General features: G+C 66.4%; 15 protein-coding genes and 1 tRNA gene. 2 read left to right on the top strand and 14 right to left on the bottom strand.

All coding sequences use genetic code 11. From position 1 onward, the window contains the following. Positions 1-79: 79 nt before the first annotated feature. Positions 80-2,803: a DNA polymerase I gene (polA, locus tag NQK35_RS03505; RefSeq protein WP_257114555.1), complete on the bottom strand. Its 2,724-nt coding sequence runs from the start codon at positions 2,801-2,803 to the stop codon at positions 80-82. On the opposite strand from polA, the gene NQK35_RS03510 reads away from it, so the two are divergent. After that, positions 2,802-3,278 carry a hotdog fold thioesterase gene (locus NQK35_RS03510; protein WP_257114556.1) on the top strand — a complete coding sequence of 159 codons (477 nt, stop codon included), beginning with the start codon at positions 2,802-2,804 and terminating at the stop codon, positions 3,276-3,278. The two genes, polA and NQK35_RS03510, sit on opposite strands and share 2 nt — an antisense overlap. A gap of 77 nt (positions 3,279-3,355) precedes the next feature. Here NQK35_RS03510 and NQK35_RS03515 read toward each other — a convergent pair whose 3' ends face one another. Next, a complete protein-coding gene (locus NQK35_RS03515) occupies positions 3,356-3,946 on the bottom strand; it encodes an ANTAR domain-containing response regulator (protein ID WP_009211600.1) in 591 nt (196 codons plus the stop codon). Positions 3,947-4,010: 64 nt separating this feature from the next. Here NQK35_RS03515 and NQK35_RS03520 point away from each other — a divergent pair. Further along, positions 4,011-4,087 (top strand) — tRNA-Leu (locus NQK35_RS03520). Positions 4,088-4,216: 129 nt separating this feature from the next. On the opposite strand, the gene NQK35_RS03525 is transcribed toward NQK35_RS03520, so the two are convergent. The 12 genes from NQK35_RS03525 to alaS all read right to left on the bottom strand — a co-directional run bounded on the left by NQK35_RS03525 (position 4,217) and on the right by alaS (position 18,029). After that, positions 4,217-4,432, bottom strand: coding sequence for a hypothetical protein (locus tag NQK35_RS03525; RefSeq protein WP_009211601.1), 216 nt, complete (start codon positions 4,430-4,432; stop codon positions 4,217-4,219). Positions 4,433-4,669: 237 nt separating this feature from the next. Continuing rightward, positions 4,670-6,118: a pyruvate kinase gene (pyk, locus tag NQK35_RS03530; RefSeq protein WP_009211602.1), complete on the bottom strand. Its 1,449-nt coding sequence runs from the start codon at positions 6,116-6,118 to the stop codon at positions 4,670-4,672. 126 nt (positions 6,119-6,244) lie between these two features. Further along, positions 6,245-7,174, bottom strand: coding sequence for a prolipoprotein diacylglyceryl transferase (gene lgt, locus NQK35_RS03535; protein WP_009211603.1), 930 nt, complete (start codon positions 7,172-7,174; stop codon positions 6,245-6,247). Then, positions 7,171-7,980 (bottom strand): tryptophan synthase subunit alpha, encoded by an 810-nt coding sequence (trpA, locus tag NQK35_RS03540; RefSeq protein WP_009211604.1) that lies wholly within the window; start codon positions 7,978-7,980, stop codon positions 7,171-7,173. Before trpA ends, lgt begins: the two co-directional genes overlap by 4 nt. Position 7,981: 1 nt before the next feature. Beyond that, on the bottom strand, positions 7,982-9,277 hold the full coding sequence (trpB, locus tag NQK35_RS03545) for a tryptophan synthase subunit beta (RefSeq protein ID WP_257114759.1): 1,296 nt from the start codon (positions 9,275-9,277) through the stop codon (positions 7,982-7,984). Then, positions 9,277-10,125, bottom strand: coding sequence for an indole-3-glycerol phosphate synthase TrpC (trpC, locus tag NQK35_RS03550; protein ID WP_048741567.1), 849 nt, complete (start codon positions 10,123-10,125; stop codon positions 9,277-9,279). The genes trpB and trpC overlap by 1 nt, the downstream gene beginning before the upstream one ends. Before the next feature lie 88 nt (positions 10,126-10,213). Further along, positions 10,214-11,743 (bottom strand): chorismate-binding protein, encoded by a 1,530-nt coding sequence (locus NQK35_RS03555; RefSeq protein ID WP_048741570.1) that lies wholly within the window; start codon positions 11,741-11,743, stop codon positions 10,214-10,216. Between the two features lie 101 nt (positions 11,744-11,844). After that, positions 11,845-12,537, bottom strand: coding sequence for a prepilin peptidase (locus NQK35_RS03560; protein ID WP_048741572.1), 693 nt, complete (start codon positions 12,535-12,537; stop codon positions 11,845-11,847). Continuing rightward, positions 12,534-13,403, bottom strand: a complete 870-nt coding sequence (locus NQK35_RS03565; protein ID WP_257114557.1) for a shikimate dehydrogenase — start codon at positions 13,401-13,403, stop codon at positions 12,534-12,536. Before NQK35_RS03565 ends, NQK35_RS03560 begins: the two co-directional genes overlap by 4 nt. Next, complete coding sequence (gene mltG, locus NQK35_RS03570) at positions 13,400-14,842, bottom strand: endolytic transglycosylase MltG (protein ID WP_009211610.1); 1,443 nt, start codon at positions 14,840-14,842, stop codon at positions 13,400-13,402. The genes NQK35_RS03565 and mltG overlap by 4 nt, the downstream gene beginning before the upstream one ends. After that, complete coding sequence (gene ruvX, locus NQK35_RS03575) at positions 14,839-15,327, bottom strand: Holliday junction resolvase RuvX (RefSeq protein WP_257114558.1); 489 nt, start codon at positions 15,325-15,327, stop codon at positions 14,839-14,841. Before ruvX ends, mltG begins: the two co-directional genes overlap by 4 nt. After that, on the bottom strand, positions 15,324-18,029 hold the full coding sequence (alaS, locus tag NQK35_RS03580; RefSeq protein WP_257114559.1) for an alanine--tRNA ligase: 2,706 nt from the start codon (positions 18,027-18,029) through the stop codon (positions 15,324-15,326). Before alaS ends, ruvX begins: the two co-directional genes overlap by 4 nt. Positions 18,030-18,136: the final 107 nt, after the last annotated feature.

Raw genomic sequence — 18,136 nt, forward strand, 5'->3', positions numbered from 1 at the left:
CGCCCAGTCTAGCAGCTTCAACGCGGCAAATGTGACGAATTTAGCGCCACTTTACGTGGCGTGCGTCGCGAAGTTCACCCTAGTGGGCAGCCAGCTGCCACGACGCTCCGACACCGACGGCCACGTCAAGCGGCACCGAGAGGGCGACGGCCCCTTCCATGCGCTCGCGCACCAGCTTCTCCGCCACATCGGCTTCACCCGGGGCGATCTCAAGGAGTAGTTCGTCGTGGATCTGCACGAGGAGCCTCGTGGCAAGTCCCTCGTTTGCCAGCGCCGAGGCCACGTTCATCATCGCGATCTTGACGATGTCGGCGGCGCTTCCCTGAATGGGTGCGTTCAGGGCCGCACGCTCGGCCATCTCACGTCGCTGCCGATTCGACGACCGCAGGTCCGGGAGGTAGCGGCGTCGTCCGAACATCGTCTCGGTGTACCCGTCGGCTCGGGCCTGTGCGACCAGGCCCTCAAGATAGTCGCGCACCTTCCCGAAGCGTTCGAAGTATCGGTCGCGCAAAGCGGCGGCCTCCGGGACCGCGATGCCGAGCTGGGCGGCCAGGCCATAGGAGGAGAGCCCATAGGCAAGGCCGTAGGAGGTGGCCTTGATCCGAGAACGTTCCTCCCCGCTCACCTGCTCGACCGGCGTACCGAAGACCATGGAGGCCATGGTCCTGTGCAGGTCCTCGCCCGAGTTAAAAGCCTCGATGAGAGCCTTGTCGCCCGACAGGTGCGCCATGAGTCGCATTTCGATCTGAGAGTAGTCGGCGCTCATGAGCGAGGCGTAGCCCGGCCCGGGAGTGAAGGCTCCGCGAATGCGCATGCCGTCGGGGCTGCGCGCGGGAATGTTCTGCAGATTCGGGTCCGAGGAGGCCAGGCGGCCGGTCGCGGCGGCAACCTGCGAGAAGGTCGTGTGGATGCGCTCGTCGGCACCGACGGTGGCAATTAGGGAGTCGACCATCTGCTTGAGCTTGATGCGGTCGCGGTGGGCGAGCAGGTAGCCGAGGAAGCGGTGCCCCGCTCCCCCGCTGGCCTCGGTCTTCGCCCACAGGTCGGCGAGGGCCTCGGCGTTCGTTGTGTAGCCGGTCTTCGTTTTCTTGGTCTTGGGCAGCGCGAAGTGGTCGAAGAGAAGCTCTTGGAGCTGTTTCGGGCTCGATAGGTTCACCTCGCGTCCGGCGGCCTCCCAGGCCCCGCGGCGCGCCTTCTCGACGTCTGCGCCGAGTTCTGCCGAGAGGTCGCTCAGCACCCCGGTGTCCACGCCGATCCCGGTTGCCTCCATGTCCCCCAGGAGCCGGGCCAGCGGCATCTCCATATCGCTCAGGAGGCCCAGCTCCTTGCTTTCCTCGAGCGTGCGGCGCAACCGCTCAGCGAGCGGGATCAGTTGAGCGGCGATGCGGCCGGCTCGCATTTCGGCGCCCGTGGGGCCCTCCTCGCTCTCGTCCATGTCGAAGAGCGCTCCCTCATCCGCCGCCTCGCTCACCTCGATGCCGAGGATGCGCGCCACGACGTCCGTGAGCTTGTGAGAGCGTTGGTCCGGGTGAGCAAGATAGGCCGCGAGCATCGTGTCGAAGGCAACCTCCCCGAGGGTCCAGCCTCGCGACGCGAGCGCGTGGCGAACTCCCTTGGCGTCGTGGACAACCAGCCGGGTTGAGGCCAGCGCCTCGGCAACGGCTCGGTCCTGTGCGGGGGTGAGCTCAGTCGGGTCGAGGACGAGGGCCTGCTTGTCGGTGGCGAATACGAAGCGCGTCACCTCGCCGCGGGTCGGTCGCATGTCGCCCTCGACCAGGAGGGCGAGGCGGGCACGCTCGTTCAGCCACCGGCTCACGTCGCTCGACGGATCAGCGAGGCAAACGTCGACCTGCTGCTCCTCGGCAACGGCGTCCGTGGCCTCCTCCGGCTCGCCTTGTCCCATGCCGACGCCCGACACCTCGCGCACCTTGGCGCGCAGCCGACCAAACTCAAGCGCATCAAAGAGACGATCGACCGCCGCGACATCGGTGGCGCGCCGCACCAGATCGGCGCGAGTCAGGCCGAGGTCCATGTCCGTGACGAGCCTGTTCAAGCGTCGGTTGCGCACGACGTCATCCGTGTGCTCGCGCAGGGCAGCCCCGCGCTTGCCCCCGATTTCGTGAGCGCGTTCCAGGAGGTTGTCGAGGCCATCGAAGCGATTGATCCACTGGGCTGCGGTCTTGGGGCCGACCCCGGGCACGCCCGGCAGGTTGTCGGAGGTCTCGCCGACGATCGCCGCAATCTCGGGGTAGCGATGCGGAGGCACCCCATACTTGGCCTCGATGGCTTCGGGAGTCATGCGCCGCAGGTCCCCGGGCCCTGTCCCCGGGTAGAGCACGGTGACGTTCTGGGTCACCGTTTGGAAGGTGTCGCGGTCGCCGGAGACGACCAGCACCGAAGCACCCTCGTGACCGGCTTGGTAGGCCAGCGTCGCCAGGATGTCGTCGGCCTCGAATCCCTCTCGAGACAGCGCCACGATCCCCATCGCGTCCAAGACCTCGCGTATGAGTTCCACCTGCCCCTTAAACTCTTCCGGCGTCGCGTCCCGGGTTCCCTTGTATTCCGGGTACTCCTCGGTGCGGAATGAGTGCCTGGACACATCGAATGCCACGGCGACATGGGTCGGCTTCTCTGTCTCGAGCAACCTGGCGAGCATTGACACGAAGCCGTAAACCGCGTTCGTATGCTGGCCGGTGGCCGTCACGAAGTTCTCGGGCGGAAGCGCATAGAAGGCGCGAAACGCCATCGAATGACCATCAATAATCAGCACGGTATCGCTCACACATGACACCCTAGATGCCATGACACACCTTGACCAGACGACACACGCCCACGGCGCATCACCCGATCCTCTCGCTCACGGCGGGTGGGTGGGGGCCCACTGGCCGGGCACCCTCATGGAGGCCACCGGCATGGAAGTGCTTGAACACACGGCCGCGCGCACCGTCATCTCGATGCCCATTGACGGCAACCGGCAGAGTGCCGGGATCCTGCACGGCGGCGCTTCCGCGGCGCTGGCTGAGACGGCCGCCTCCTTCGCGGCACAGATTCATGCCCGCGAGACCAACCCCGGTAAGCCGGCCTTTGCCGTCGGCACCGAGCTGAATGCGTCCCACATCGGCGTCGGCCGCGAGGGGACCGTCACGGCGACCGCGACCGCGGTCCACCTCGGTCGTTCCTCCACGGTGCACACCGTTGAGATTCGCGACGAGGCCGACAGGCTCATCTCGGTCGCGCGGGTCACCAATCGAATCCTGGTGCGCCCACGTCACAAGTAGGTGCGCGCACACGCGCAGCCCACGAATGCGGTGGCGGGCAGGAGCACCCCGCTCCTGCCCGCCACCGCATCCACGATTCAGTCGTCAACCTGGTTGATGACCGCGTCGGCCACCTCCCGCATCGACAGGCGCCGATCCATCGAGGTCTTCTGGATCCAGCGGAAAGCCTCGGGTTCACTCATGCCCATGTTCTTCATGAGCAGACCCTTCGCCCGGTCCACCCGCTTGCGCGTCTCAAAACGATCGCTCAGATCGGCGATCTGATCCTCGAGCGACTCGATCTCCGCGTGACGCGAGAGGGCAATCTCGACGGCGGGAATCAGGTCGGAGGGGCTAAAGGGCTTGACCACGTAGGCCATCGCGCCGGCGTCGCGGGCACGCTCGACAAGCTCAGTCTGCGAGAATGCCGTCAGCATGACAACCGCGCACGACAGCTCCTGCAGAATCTTCTCCGCCGCGGTGATGCCATCCATCTTCGGCATCTTGACATCCATCACACACAGGTCTGGTTCGAGCTCCAACGCCAGCTCGACGGCTTCCTCACCGTCGGCCGCTTCGCCGACGACTTCAAACCCCGCCTGGGTGAGCGTCTCAACGATATCGAGACGGATCAGCCCCTCGTCCTCCGCGACGAGGACGCGGCGCGGTTCAGCCTGCTCTTCACTCATTGTCATATTCCTCAGTTTGATCGGTTTGCCCAGCTGCTCTATTGTGGGTCTCGCACACGCGAATGCCCCGATAGCCCAACTGGCAGAGGCGGTCGGCTCAAACCCGGCTTGTTGTGGGTTCGAATCCCACTCGGGGTACCACCACTGGAGTACGTTTCCCATGGTACCGGCAATCCCGCGCAAACGCGATGCACGGTCCGCTCAGAGATCGGCGTGTCTGGGAATGGACGAGGGGGCGGCAAGCATTGCTTGTCGCCCCCCTTCCGCTATTCAGGCCACGACACTCAGTTCGAGGCCGAGGTACTCGGCTGCCGCGCCCCTCAGGGCAGGCTCGTCAAGGTCGGCAATCGCCTGCTTGACCCTCGAATCGTGACAGTCAGCAAACCAGGGCCCGACGGCCGAAGAGAGCTGAGCAACCTCCAGGTTGTTGGCCACACGACCAAACAGCGTGTCGTGGACCGACACGGTCCGAATATCCCTATTCATTTCTCCTCCATCTATCTCACTGGCGCGCCGGGGAATGTGCTTGGATCGCACAGGCATCCCTGAAGCGCACCGGGCAGCAACCTGCTGCAGCGTCGCTCCGTCGTTGGGGCGACGTCCACACGTATCAACGTGTATCCGTGTACATTATTCCATCCGTGCAGGTTTGTCCACACGAGCCTCGTCAACGCAACAATGAGCGGGGGTGCCGACTCCCGCCGACACCCCCGAATGCTGCTCTCACGCGTGACGCAGACCGCCGATCGCGTAATCTGCTTCGTCGCCAACCTCGTGAATACGCAGCATGTTCGACGACCCAGGGATGCCCGGCGGCATGCCGGCGACGATGACGAGCTGCTCACCGATGTCGGCAAGGCGAGAGGACTGCACCACCTGGTCAAGCTGCCAGACCATGTCGTCCGTGTGCTGAACCTCGGGCACCCGGTATGTCTGGATGCCCCACGACAGAGCGAGGCGGCGACGCGTCGTTTCCAAAGGAGTGAAGGCGAGCATGGGAATCGGCCGCCGCATGCGCGACAGGAGGCGCGCCGAGGTGCCCGACTGCGTGAAAGTCACGAGGTAGCGGGCGTCCATGTGTTCGGCGATACGCGCGGCGGCATCACAGATGACACCCGCGCGATCGGAAGCGAAGTAGCCCGGGATCGACGCGATGCGCTCCCCGCCGTTCTCTTCCGTGGACTCGATGATCGCCGCCATCGTGCGGACGGTCTCAATCGGGTAGGCACCCACCGACGTTTCGCCGGACAGCATGACGGCATCCGCACCATCAAGGATCGCGTTCGCACAGTCCGAGGCCTCGGCGCGGGTCGGGCGCGGATTCTTGATCATCGAATCCATGACCTGGGTGGCAACGATGACGGGCTTCGCCGCGATCCGCGCCAGCTCGATCGCACGCTTTTGAACGAGCGGCACGGCCTCGAGGGGCATCTCGACGCCGAGGTCGCCACGGGCGACCATGATGCCATCGAAGGCCTCAACGATCTCTTCGAGCGCTTCCACGGCCTGAGGCTTCTCGATCTTGGCGATGACGGGGATTCGCTTGCCCATCTCGTCCATAATCTCGTGAACGTCGTCGATGTCGTGGGCGGAGCGAACGAAGGACAGGGCGATGAAGTCAGCGTCCATCTGAATGGCCCAGCGAAGGTCCTCCTTGTCCTTCTCCGACAGGGCGGGCACGGAAACCGCGACGCCCGGCAGGTTCAGTCCCTTGTGGTCGGAGACGACTCCGGGGACCTCAACGCGGGTGACGACGTCGGTGTCGCTGACCTCAACCACGCGCACCGCGACGTTTCCGTCGTCGATCAGCAGGCGGTCGCCGGGTGCACAGTCGCCGGGCAGGCCCTTGAACGTCGTTCCCACCAGTTCCTTGGTGCCGGGAACGTCGCGGATTGTGATCGTGAAGGTATCCCCCGCCTTGAGTTCCTGGGGCCCGTCCTGGAAGGTCTCCAGCCGAATCTTGGGTCCTTGAAGGTCAACGAGGACTGCAACGGCGCGGCCCGATGTCGCGGACGCCTTCCGAACTCGCGAGATGACAGCCTCATGCTCCTCGGCTTTTCCGTGCGACCGGTTGATGCGCGCAACATCCATTCCGGCATCAACGAGCGCCTGGAGCTGCTCGGGGGAATCGGTGGCAGGTCCAATGGTGCAGACAATTTTAGCTCGACGCATAGTATCGATTCTAGCGCCCAGACCTCAAACGCTCGCGGGGGCGCTCCCACGGGTCGGCGTGATGATTCCCATGAACCATCAGATTCCGGGACCTTCGACTTCCATGAGTGGCCAACCTGCGCTCGCCTACTCGCTGTCTTGCTCCTGCCGGGCACCGTCCGAGGAGGCCTGAGCCTCCTCGTTCACGCAGTTCTCCTCGCCGTTTTCGTCCTGCTCATTCCTCTCCCCCGCGGGTGCCTCGACGCGACTCGACCTGCCCAGGCGCCCGGCAATAACGAAGAGCACAGCCCCGACAGCGAAGACGAGGAGAGAAGTCCACACGTTCAGGCGCAGGCCACCAAACGTGTGGGCATCGTCAATGCGTAGCATCTCGATCCAGGCTCGCCCGAGGGTGTAGGCCATGAGGTAGAGGCCGAAGACCTGCCCGCCCGCGAAGCGGCGGCGCCGATCAAGCCACACGATCAGCGCAGCGGCCGCAAGGTTCCACAGGCACTCGTAAAGGAAGGCGGGATGAAAGAGGGTCCCGGGAGCGTAGCCGGCGGGCAGGTGGGCGGCGTCAATCTGCAGCCCCCACGGAAGCGTCGTCGGGCCACCGAAGAGCTCCTGATTGAACCAATTCCCCCAACGGCCGATCGCCTGGGCGACCAGGAGTGCGGGGGCGAGCGAGTCGGCAATGGGGCCGAAGCGCACGCCGGCGCGCTTGACGGCGAGGAACGCACCCAGCGCCCCGGCGCCGACGCCTCCCCAGATCCCCAATCCGCCGCGCCAGATCTGGGGGATGAGCCACGGGTCGCCACCCGGCCCGAAGTATGCCTCCGGTGACGTGATCACGTGGTAGAGGCGTGCCCCGATGATCCCGATCGGGATCGCCCACATGGCCACGTCGTAGAGGACGTCCGGATCGCCGCCGCGCGCGCGATAGCGTCGCGCCGTCCACCACACGCCGACGATCATGCCGACCGCGATGACGATCCCGTATGCCCGCAGGGGAATCGGACCGAGGTACCACACGCCCGTCGACGGGGAGGGAATGCCCGAGGCGGCCAGGAGGTTCACGCGCGCGCTCCCTTCACGCCCGACGCCAGCTCGCGTGCCAGCCCCCCGAGGGCACGCAGGCCTCGCTCACCGTCGTCGTCGAACAGAGTCTTGACGAGGGCCGAACCGACGATCACGCCATCAGCGTACGCCCCGATCTCGCGGGCTTGGGAACCGTTGGAGACGCCCAGCCCGACGCACACCCGCGTTGCGCCGGCTTGCCGCGTGCGGGCCACCACGTCGGCGGTGTGCGCCCCGACCGAGGCGCGGGCGCCGGTCACCCCCATCGACGAGGCGGCGTAGACCCATCCGCGCGAATGCTCCGCGATCAGGCGGAGGCGATGGGAAGGCGAGGAGGGCGCGCTCAGGTAGATGCGCTCCAAGTCGTGAGCATCGGAGGCCGCCTCCCACTGCGTCCCCTCCTCCGGAGGCAGGTCCGGCGTGATGAGACCGGAGCCTCCGACCGCAGCCAGGTCGGCGGCGAAGCGTTCGACGCCCCACCATTCGACGGGGTTCCAGTAGGTCATGACGCACGTGGCCACGCCGTAGCTGGTGAGTTCATCAACGGCGTGAAACAGGTCCTCAATGTGCGTGCCACGCTCCAGCGCCGCGACACTCGCCCGCTGAATCGTTGGCCCATCCATGCCCGGATCGGAATAGGGGAAGCCCAGCTCGATCACGTCAACGCCGTTGTCCGCCAGGACCTTCCCCGCGTGGATCGAGGCATCAACCGACGGGAAGCCGACGGGAAGGTAGCCGATGAGAGCGGCATCGCCGCGCTCCTTCGCCGCGTCAATGACCGCGGACGAACGAGGTGCTCGCGTCATGTTACTTCTCCTCTTCGCTCTCAAGCACGGCGACGCCGGTCGGTCCCGCGCTCGGGTCGATGATCTGCAGCTTCGCGCGCCCGTAGCCAAACCAGCGTGCGGCGGTGTCCACGTCCTTGTCGCCGCGCCCCGACACCGTCACGATAGCGATCGGTTCCTCGCCGGGACGGAAGGGACCTGCGGCCTCGACCCGTTCGAGGGCCCACCTGCGTACGCCCGCCAGGGCGTGCGAGGACTCGATGGCCGGGATGATGCCCTCGGAGCGCGACAGCCTCAGGAAGGCGTCCATGGCCTCGGCATCCGAGACCGGGATATAGGACGCACGGCCCGAACGCGCCAACCACGCGTGCTGGGGTCCAACCCCCGGGTAGTCCAGGCCGGCAGAAATGGAGTGTGACGCCTTGGTTTGTCCGTCGCGTTCCTGCAGAACGAACGTGCGCGAGCCGTGCAAAACCCCGACCTGATCGGCCGTAATCGAGGCGGCGTGGCGTCCCGTCTCGAAGCCATCACCGGCAGCCTCACACCCCAGCAGTTCAACGCTCGGATCGTCGATGAAAGCAGTGAAGGAGCCGATCGCGTTGGATCCGCCACCCACGCATGCAACCACGACGTCGGGCAGGCGCCCCTCGGTGGCGAGAAGCTGAGCGCGAGCCTCGTCGCCGATGACGCGCTGTAGGTCGCGCACCAGCTCCGGGAAGGGGTGCGGCCCCGCGGCCGTTCCGAAAATGTAGTTGGTCGTCTCCGCGTTGGTCACCCAGTCCCGGAATGCCTCGTTGATGGCGTCTTTGAGGGTCGCTGATCCGGCGGTCACGGCGATGACCTCCGCCCCGAGCATCTGCATGCGCGCAACGTTCAGGGCCTGCCGCTCCGTGTCCTCGCGCCCCATGTAGATCGTGCATTCGAGCCCGAGGAGGGCAGCAGCCGTGGCGGTGGCAACGCCGTGCTGTCCGGCGCCTGTCTCAGCGATGACGCGCGTCTTTCCGATCTCCTTGGTCAGCAGGGCCTGGCCGAGAACGTTGTTGATCTTGTGCGAGCCGGTGTGGTTGAGATCCTCGCGCTTGAGGAACACCCGGACCCCGCCCAGATCCGAGGCAAAGCGGGGCGCTTCGGTCAGCAGCGAGGGCCGACCCGCGTAGTTCGCCAGGAGGTCACGAAGCCGACGCTGAAAGGACCGATCGCGCCACAGGCGCTTCCACGCCACCTCGACCTCCTCGAGGGGACCCATGAGCGACTCCGCAACGAAACGCCCGCCAAAGTCCCCGAAGTACGGCCCCGACACGAAGTTATCGGCTTCCATCACTGTCCTTCCTGACGCGCCGCAGCGACGCGCGCCTTGCGATCCGTTCGCAGGGCGGGGTGCTGCCCGGCGCTCACCATGTCCTGAATGCTTGAGCGCGGATCACCGGAGGTCACGAGCGCCTCCCCCACGAGCACCGCATCCGCCCCCCACTTCGCGTACTCGAAGACGTCGTGCGCGGTGGCCACACCCGACTCCGCGACGGCTACGACCTCCTGAGGAATCACGTCGATGACCTGCTCAACGGTGGAACGATCGACCTCGAGGGTCTTCAGGTTGCGGGCGTTGACACCGATAATCGAGGCCCCCGCATCGAGCGCGCGCAGCGCCTCCAAACGCGAATGGGTTTCGACGAGAGCTTCCATGCCAAGCGAGCGCGTGCGTTCCAGGAGCGAGACGAGCACGTTCTGTTCGAGCGCTGCGACGATTAGCAGGACAAGGTCGGCGCCGTGAGCGCGCGCCTCGTGAATCTGGTAGGGCGTGACGATGAAGTCCTTGCGCAGTACGGGAATGTCCACGGCCGCGCGGACGGCGTCAAGATCGGCGAGGGATCCGCCGAAGCGGCGTTGCTCCGTCAGAACGGAGACGACCGAGGCACCCCCGGCCTCGTACAGGGATGCGAGGGCAGCGGGATCGGGAATCGCCGCGAGCCTTCCCTTCGACGGCGAGGAGCGCTTGACCTCGGAGATGATCTTGACGGCGCCGTCGCGGCCACGCAGTGCACCCAGCGCATCCTTCGCCTCGGGAACGGTCGCCTCGATCTCCTTGAGGCTGCTCAGGGGGAGGCGATCCTCGCGCTCTTTCAGGTCCTCGCGGACCCCCACAATGATGTCATCGAGAACGCTCACGACGCTACCCTTTCACCAGCAACTACGACAACACAGACAAGGCTAGCGAATATCGGGCTTGCCCCGCTTGATCGTCCCGCCGTGCGTGTCACGACAGGGGAACCAACGTCGATGCCCGCACGACGGCCTCGAGAGCTGCGGCGGCTTTGTTTCGCGACTCCTCGTACTCCAGTGCCGGCACCGAGTCGGCGACGAGTCCTGCGCCCGCCTGGACCGACGCCACCCCGTCCCTCAGGGCGGCCGTCCGAATCGCGATCGCCAAGTCGGCGTCCCCCGACAGGTCGAAGTAGCCCACCACGCCGCCGTAGACCCCGCGCGCGGCCGGTTCGAAGTCGTCGATCAGCTGGATCGCGCGCGGCTTGGGGGCTCCCGACAGGGTTCCGGCGGGGAAGGTCGCAACCAGCGCGTCGAGGGCGTCCACGTCCGGGCGCATCACGCCGGTCACGGTCGAGGAAATGTGCTGGATGTGAGAGAAACGTTTGAGCTCCATCAGCGTGGAAACCTCAACCGAGGCCGGCTCGCACACCTTGGACAGGTCGTTGCGTGCCAGGTCCACGAGCATGACGTGCTCCGACAGCTCCTTGGGATCCTCCAGCAGTTCCGCCGCCAGCCGATGATCCTCGGAAGAATCCGCGCCCCGCGGGCGGGAACCGGCGATCGGATAGGTCCACACGCGACGCCTCTCGGCTCGAACGAGCGTTTCCGGGGACGAGCCGACGACCTCAAAGTGGCCACCGACGCCGTCGGGCAGGTCCAGGAAGTACATGTAGGGCGACGGGTTGATCGTGCGCAGCACCCGGTATACGTCGATCCCGCTGGCGCGGGTCGCCACATCGAGACGCTGCGAGACGACTATCTGGAAGGCATCGCCCTCCCTGATCGCGCGCTTGGCCGCGTTGACCGACGATTCGAAGTCCTCGCGCGCGGTGCGCTGGCGAACCTGAGGAGGATTGTCCCCGCTGGCACCGAGCACCGCCGGAGGGAAGGGCGCCGCGAGCTGAGCCGTCATCGCGTCGAGACGGTCGATCGCGCGATCGTAGGCCACGTCCACGCCGTCGTCCGAGCCGTTAAGGTTCCACGCGATCGCCATCAGATACACGGAGCCGGTGGCGTGGTCGATGGCCGCGACCTCGGTAGCGAGCACCAGTGCGGCGTCCGGAATATCGGATTCCCTGGGAGCAGTCGCCACCAGGGTGGGCTCCCACTCGGGGATAATCCCCCACCCGAGCGACCCGACGAGCGCACCGCTCAGTGGCGGCATCCCCTCGATAGCCGGAGCTGCGAGCTCCTCGAGCGCCGAGTGAACAACCTCGAGAAAGCTCCCCTCACGTAGGGCTCCCTCGGGATGGGCACCCACCCACTGCGCCCGGCCGTCACGGGCCACGATCGCTCCAGCACTCGAGGCGCCGACGAAGGACCAGCGTCCCCAGGATCCGCCGTGTTCGGCGGACTCGAGGATAAAGCTCCCGTAGTCTCCATGGGCAAGCTGGCGGTAGACACCGACCGCGCTGAGCTCGTCGGCGAGCACCCGCCGAACGACGGGGATCACGCGCCGCGAGCACGCAAGGGAACGAAAGACATCGCGCGGCGGCCACGTCTGTCCCCATTCGAGGCTCACGGGCTCACACTGATGCGAAGGCGTCGAGGTACTCACGGTCTCATTGTCCCATTCCCGCCCCGCATCGGCCCGCCGGGTCCACGATGAGGGTGGCAAGGCCCCTAGAGCCAGTCGGGGACGACTCCCCACGCGATCGTTCCCACGAGTGCGGACCCAATCATCCACGGTCCCATTGCGACGCGCGACTTCGTGCCAGCCGAACCCACGACGATCTTCCACAGGGCGGCCACCCCCGCCGAGACGAAGGAAAGCACGAGGGCAAAGACGGCGGCGTGCATCCCCACCGATCCGACCATGGCCCCCAGGACGGGCGCAAGCTTCACGTCGCCCCCACCCATTCCGCCCGGAAGGCGATTCAGCACCCAGATCGGCACGAGCCAGATGAGCGCTCCGATGAGGCTCCCGCTCAGCCGCTCCTGCCACAGGGGCGAGATCACGGCGCCAATGACGATACCGGCAGCGACACCAATCCCCATGACCAGCGTGTAGGCATTGGGCAGGCGATGGGTGCGCGCATCGACATAGGCGCTCAGGGCGCCAACCATGGACACGACCAGGACAGCCGGTATCCCGGGGCGCATCTGGGCGGCCACGAAGGAGACGGCACCGACGAGGGCTGCCACCCAGACGATGGCGTTGCGCGTCAGCGGGGTTTGCGTCGCCTCGACGAAGTAGCGCCGCTGGATTCTCCATCCCGAGCGCCACAGCCACACCAGGACGGTGACCCACGTGAGGAAACCCGACACAAGCGACAGGTCCGCGCTGATACGAGGCGGAAGCAAACCAACGATCATGCGCGCGCCCCCGCCCCGCTCTCGCGCGCCCGACGGGCCAGTTCCTCGTGGAGGGCGTGTCTCATCACGTCCGGATCCGGGCTTCTGCCCGTCATGAGCTGCACCTGGGATGCTCCCTGAAAGACCAGCATGTCGGTGCCCTCGGCGACGACGGCCCCGGAGCGCTCGAACGCGGCGCGCAGCGCGGTCTCCCGCGGAGAGTAGACGACGTCGAGAAGAACCTGGCGCTCGGTCGGGGCAAGGAACGAGGCGAGGGGGTCCGCTGCGCCCGCCGGGAGCGTCGAGATCAACAGGTCCACGCCTGCGGCGGCCCGAGCGACGGCACCCATGTCCGCCCACGGGATCTGCTCAATGACGACCCCGAGGCGGGAGGCGGCCGCGATCACGGATCCGGGACCCGCGAAACGGCGCGCCGCCACACTCGTCCTCGTGATGCCGAGCTCGCCAAGCGCAGCCAGAGCCGACGAGGCCGTCGCCCGCGCCCCCAGCACCAGGACAGACGCGGGGTGGGGGACGCCGGAGCGCGCGCACGCGCGACGAATTGCCGAGGCAATGCCGGTGACATCCGTGTTAAATCCGGCGAGTACCCCCGCGGAAGGCACGACCGTATTGACCGCACCAACCGCGCTCGCGAGCGGATCAATCGCGTCAAGGAGGGGCATCACCGCCTGCTTGCAGGGCATCGTCACCGACAGGCCGCCGCATCGCGCATCAATGCCGCCGATCAGCGCGGGCAGATTGTCCCTGTCGCACTCGATGCGCCGATACTCCCACCCGCTGATCCCGAGCGCCTCCCAGGCTGCCCGGTGAATCACCGGGGACAGCGAGTGCTCGATCGGGGAACCGATAACGCCGGCCCATGTCATGATGCGGAACACACCTTGGGGTTGGCCGCGCAATACTCCACGAACTTCTGGCGGTTCTGTTCCTGCTCCTCCAAGGTGGAGGCGAAGAGCGTCTCTCCCGTATCGAGGTTCACGGTGACGAAGTAGAGCCAGGTTCCCTCAGCGGGATTCAAAACCGCTTTGATCGCCTTCTCGCTGGGCTGGCCGATGGGGGTCGGCGGCAAACCGGCGTGCAGGCGAGTGTTGTAGGGGTTGTCGTTGTCGAGGTCCGCCTGATCGGGGACCCCGCTCGTCTTGCCGACGCCGTAGAGAACGGTCGAGTCCATTCCGAGCAGGCCCTTGGTCTCTCCCTCCGTGTCCGCCAGGCGGTTGTCGATGACGCGAGCGACCATCGGCATGTACTTGTCGATGTTCATCTCTCCATCAACGATCGACGCCTTGATGAGCACGGTCTCGCGATCTGATGGTGCAACGCCAAGGCGATCAAGTTCCTGAACGGTGCCGGCCACCATACGCGCGATCACTGTTGTGGGCGTATCGTCCTCGGATACCTCGTACGAGCCCGGCAGCAACCATCCTTCGGCGTTTCCGCCGGCCTCGGAGGGCAGTCCGATGGCCTCGGTGTCAGCGAACGCGGCGTTCACCTCGGACTCGGCAACCCCCATGATGCTGACGATCCGCGCCTTGACCTCCGAAAGAGTCTGACCCGAGCCGATCGTGATCGTCGAATCGACCCGGTTGGTTTCATCCAGCAGGGCAGCCAGGGCTGCGGAGGCGCTCATCTGAAGCTTCAGGCGATACGTGCCGGGGCGGATCGACATGGCGGCCCGGTTCGTCTCAAACTGGCGCACGAAGGCACCCACCGACTTGACGACACCGGCGTCAACGAGTGTCTGACCGATCTGGCGGCCCGTTGCCTCCTCGTCGATCGTCACCTCGACGCTGCCGCTACCGGGCCCCGGAAAGTCGTCGGAGGACGTCGCCGACGAGCTCACCAGCTGGGTATACGCCAGGTAGCCCGCCCCGCTGACGAGGCCGAGGACCAGAAAGAGAACAAGGAAGGAACGGATGCGGGCACGCCGCTTGCGTTTGCGTGCCGCCCGGCGTTCGGCCGCGAGGCGCCGCGATCGCATGCCCGTCGTCTCCGAGGCCCCGTCGCGGAGCTTTGCGCCCGCAGAGCGCCTGTGTCGTCTGGCCTGGCCGCGGGAAGGCTGCGGGGCATCAGTGACATCGTCGAAAGTAAGAACGTCGGAGGGCTGGCGGGTCAGGCGCGTTCCCCGCACGGGTGTCTTATCGGGGTCGAGCGCCTCCGCTTCCTCCGGTTGCTTGCCCCGATCCGGGGCGGGGGTAGGCTCCGTTGTCGACGCCTGCTCCTCGAGGTGGGCGTCGGAGTAGACCTTGGGTTCACCGGAGTGAATCTCGCGGCGCGAGCGGAAAGGATATGCGGGAGGCGTACTCATTGGGGCCTTCCTTCGTGATTGTCGAGGATGATCTCCTCGCCGGGCGCCCGACCGCTCATCCGTTCGAGCTCGAGAGCCTGTTCGAGGATGATCTGGGCTGCTACCTGGTCGATGACGCTGCGATGCTCGTGTTCGGGGACTCCGGACGCACGCAGCCGGGCGTGCGCTTGGTTGGAGGAGAGCCGCTCGTCGACCAACGCGACACGCACGCTCGGAATAAGCGTCTTCAGGCGGCGGGCGTACTTTCGAGCCCCCTTCGCCGACACTCCCTCCCCGCCGCGCAGATGACGCGGGAGTCCAACGATCACCTCGAGGGCATCGTGCGCGCGCACGATGCCCTCGAGTCGGCGCAGATCGGAGGAGTCCGAGGCACGAAGAAGGGTCTCGACGGGCATCGTGAGGATGCCGTCGGGGTCGCACCGGCTGACGCCGACACGCACGGTGCCGACGTCAACACCGATGCGAACTCCCCTGCGCAGGCTCACAGGGACTCGATCTCCCGGCGAATCGCATCGATCGCCGCCTCGAGGCCCTCGGGCTTCGTGCCTCCACCCTGGGCAACGTCATCGCGACCGCCGCCACCGCCACCCATGTGCTTGCCGACGGCGCGCACGAGCGCGCCCGCCTTGATGGAGTGTTCCCGTGCCGCCTCGTTCGTGGCGACGACTAGGGAGGGCTTTCCCGCAACGATGCCGCCGAGGGCAACGACCGCGCCGCGCTCGTTACCCAGGCGATCGCGGACGTCAAGCGCGAGGGTGCGCAGGGCGTCAGCTGAGGGCATAGCGCCCACGACGGCACCGACGAGGCTCACCGCCCCGACGGCGCGCGCGGACGCGGCGAGCTCGCTACCGCGGCTGAGTGCCTGCTCGGTGCGGACCTTCTCCAGCTCCTTCTCGGAATCACGCAGCTTGGCCAGCAGGTTTTCGATGCGCTCGGCAAGCTCCTCGGCGCGCCCGCCCACAAGGTGCGACAGCTGGGCGACGAGGGCGTGTTCCTTCGCCTGGAACTCGTAGGCCCCATCGCCGACAAGAGCATCGATGCGGCGCACTCCGGAACCGATCGAGCCTTCCCCGAGCAGGGTGATGCGTCCGATGTGGCCGGTCGTGGGAACGTGGGTACCGCCGCACAGCTCCCGGTCGAATCCGTCGCCGATCGTGACGACCCGTACGCGGGAACCGTACTTCTCGCCGAAGAGCGCGATCGCCCCCTGGGCTTTCGCCTCATCGAGGCTCATCTCCTCGGTGGTGACCGTCAGATCCTCGGCAAGCTTCTCGTTGACGAGCGCCTCGATGTCGCCGAGCTGGCTTGCCTCAACCGCACTGGAGTGACGGAAATCAAAGCGCAGGCGCGACGGCGAGTTCTCGGATCCCGCCTGTGTCGCGTCCTTAGACACCACCGAGCGAAGGCCTGCGTAGACCATGTGGGTCGCGGTGTGAGCGCGGGCGATGGCGAGGCGGCGAGCGCCGTCGATCTGCGCGTACGCCTTCTCTCCGACCGACATCGTGCCCTCCGTCAGGGTTCCACGGTGGACGCTCAGGCCGCGGATCGGCGCCTGAACGTCGTGGACCTCGACGACGCCACCTCCGGCGAGTCGAATGGTGCCGTGGTCGGCCAACTGTCCGCCCATCTCGGCGTAGAACGGCGTGCGATCCAAGATAACCTCGACCTCGGCGGGAGCGCTGGCCGCGGGCGCCGAGGCTCCGTCAACGAGAAGCGCCTGGACGGTTGCGTCAGCCGCCTCCTCGGTGTATCCCAGGAAGGTCGATCCCCCGCCCATCTGCTTCTCTATCTCGTGGAAGACGCGAACATCGGTGTGTCCGGTCTTCTTTGAGCGCGCGTCGGCTCGTGCGCGTTCCTTCTGCTCGGCCATGAGCGAGCGGAAGCCCTCCTCATCGACGGCGACGCCCTGCTCGGCGGCCATCTCAAGGGTCAGGTCAATCGGGAAGCCGTAGGTGTCGTGCAGCGAGAACGCCGAGGCGCCGGAGATCACGGGGGCACCCGTGGCTTCCTTGGCGGAAGCCACCGCCGCGTCGAGGATCGTGGTGCCGGCGCTCAGCGTGCGACGGAACGCGTCCTCCTCGGCGTAGGCGACGTCCTGGATGGTCTCCCAGTTCGAGTCGAGCTCGGGGTACGACAGGGACATGACGTTCTTGGACGCGGTGAGCAGGGTCGGCAGCGCCGCGTCCTCGACGCCGAGAAGACGCATGGAGCGCACCGCGCGGCGAATCAGCCGCCGCAGCACGTAGCCGCGTCCGTCGTTTCCGGGACGAACCCCATCGCTGATGAGCATCAGGGCGGAACGGACATGGTCCGCAACGACGCGCATGCGCACGTCATCGTCGTAGGCGCCCCCGGCGTTGGGGCCGGCCGCGCCCAGCCCGTAGGTCTTTCCGGACATCTCCTGCGCGGCCTCGATGACGGGGAACACCTCGTCGATCTCGTACATGTTCGGCTTGTCCTGCATGATGAAGGCGAGGCGCTCCAGGCCGGCACCCGTGTCGATCGCGGTCTTGTCGAGAGTGCCGACGAGTTCGAAGTCGTGGCCTTCCCCCTCTCCTCGGACGAACTCATCGAAGACGAGGTTCCAGATCTCAAGGAAACGATCGCCCGCAACGTCGACGATCGGGCCACCATCCGGGCCGTACGCCGGACCGCGGTCGTAGTGGATTTCGCAGCACGCGCCGGCGGGCCCCGGCTGCCCCGTCGACCAGGAGATCTCCTCAAAGGGCAGACGCTGAACGCGCTCGGGGTCGACGCCGATCGTCTTCGTCCAGTGATTGAAGGACACCTCGTCCTTCTCCCAGATCGTCATCCACAGCCGATCTCCGTCGAGGCCGTACCCCCCTCGGGCCTGGGGCGTCGTCAGAAGCTCCCAGGCGTAGTCGATCGCGCCTTCCTTGAAGTAGTCGCCGAAGGAGAAGTTGCCGTTCATCTGGAAGAAGGTGCCGTGGCGCGTCGTCTTGCCAACGTTGTCGATGTCGTTGGTACGGATGCACTTTTGAACGGAGGTGGCGCGCGGCCACGGGGCGGACTCGGTGCCCAGGATGTACGGGATGAACGGAACCATTCCCGCGACGGTAAAGAGAATGGAGGGCTCGGGCGAAATGAGCGATACGGAGGGGGCCACGTGGTGGCCCTTGGACGCGAAGTAGTCGAGCCAGCGGGTACGGATTTCAGACGTGCGCATAGTCCCCCATGTTAGTCGGTACCCACTCGTTGCTGCGCAACGGCGCGCACACGCGGACAGTGGGATAAACGAAACCGCGCCCCCGAGCATAGTCTCGGGGGCGCGGA

Source organism: Schaalia odontolytica (genome assembly GCF_024584435.1).
Classification (GTDB): domain Bacteria; phylum Actinomycetota; class Actinomycetes; order Actinomycetales; family Actinomycetaceae; genus Pauljensenia.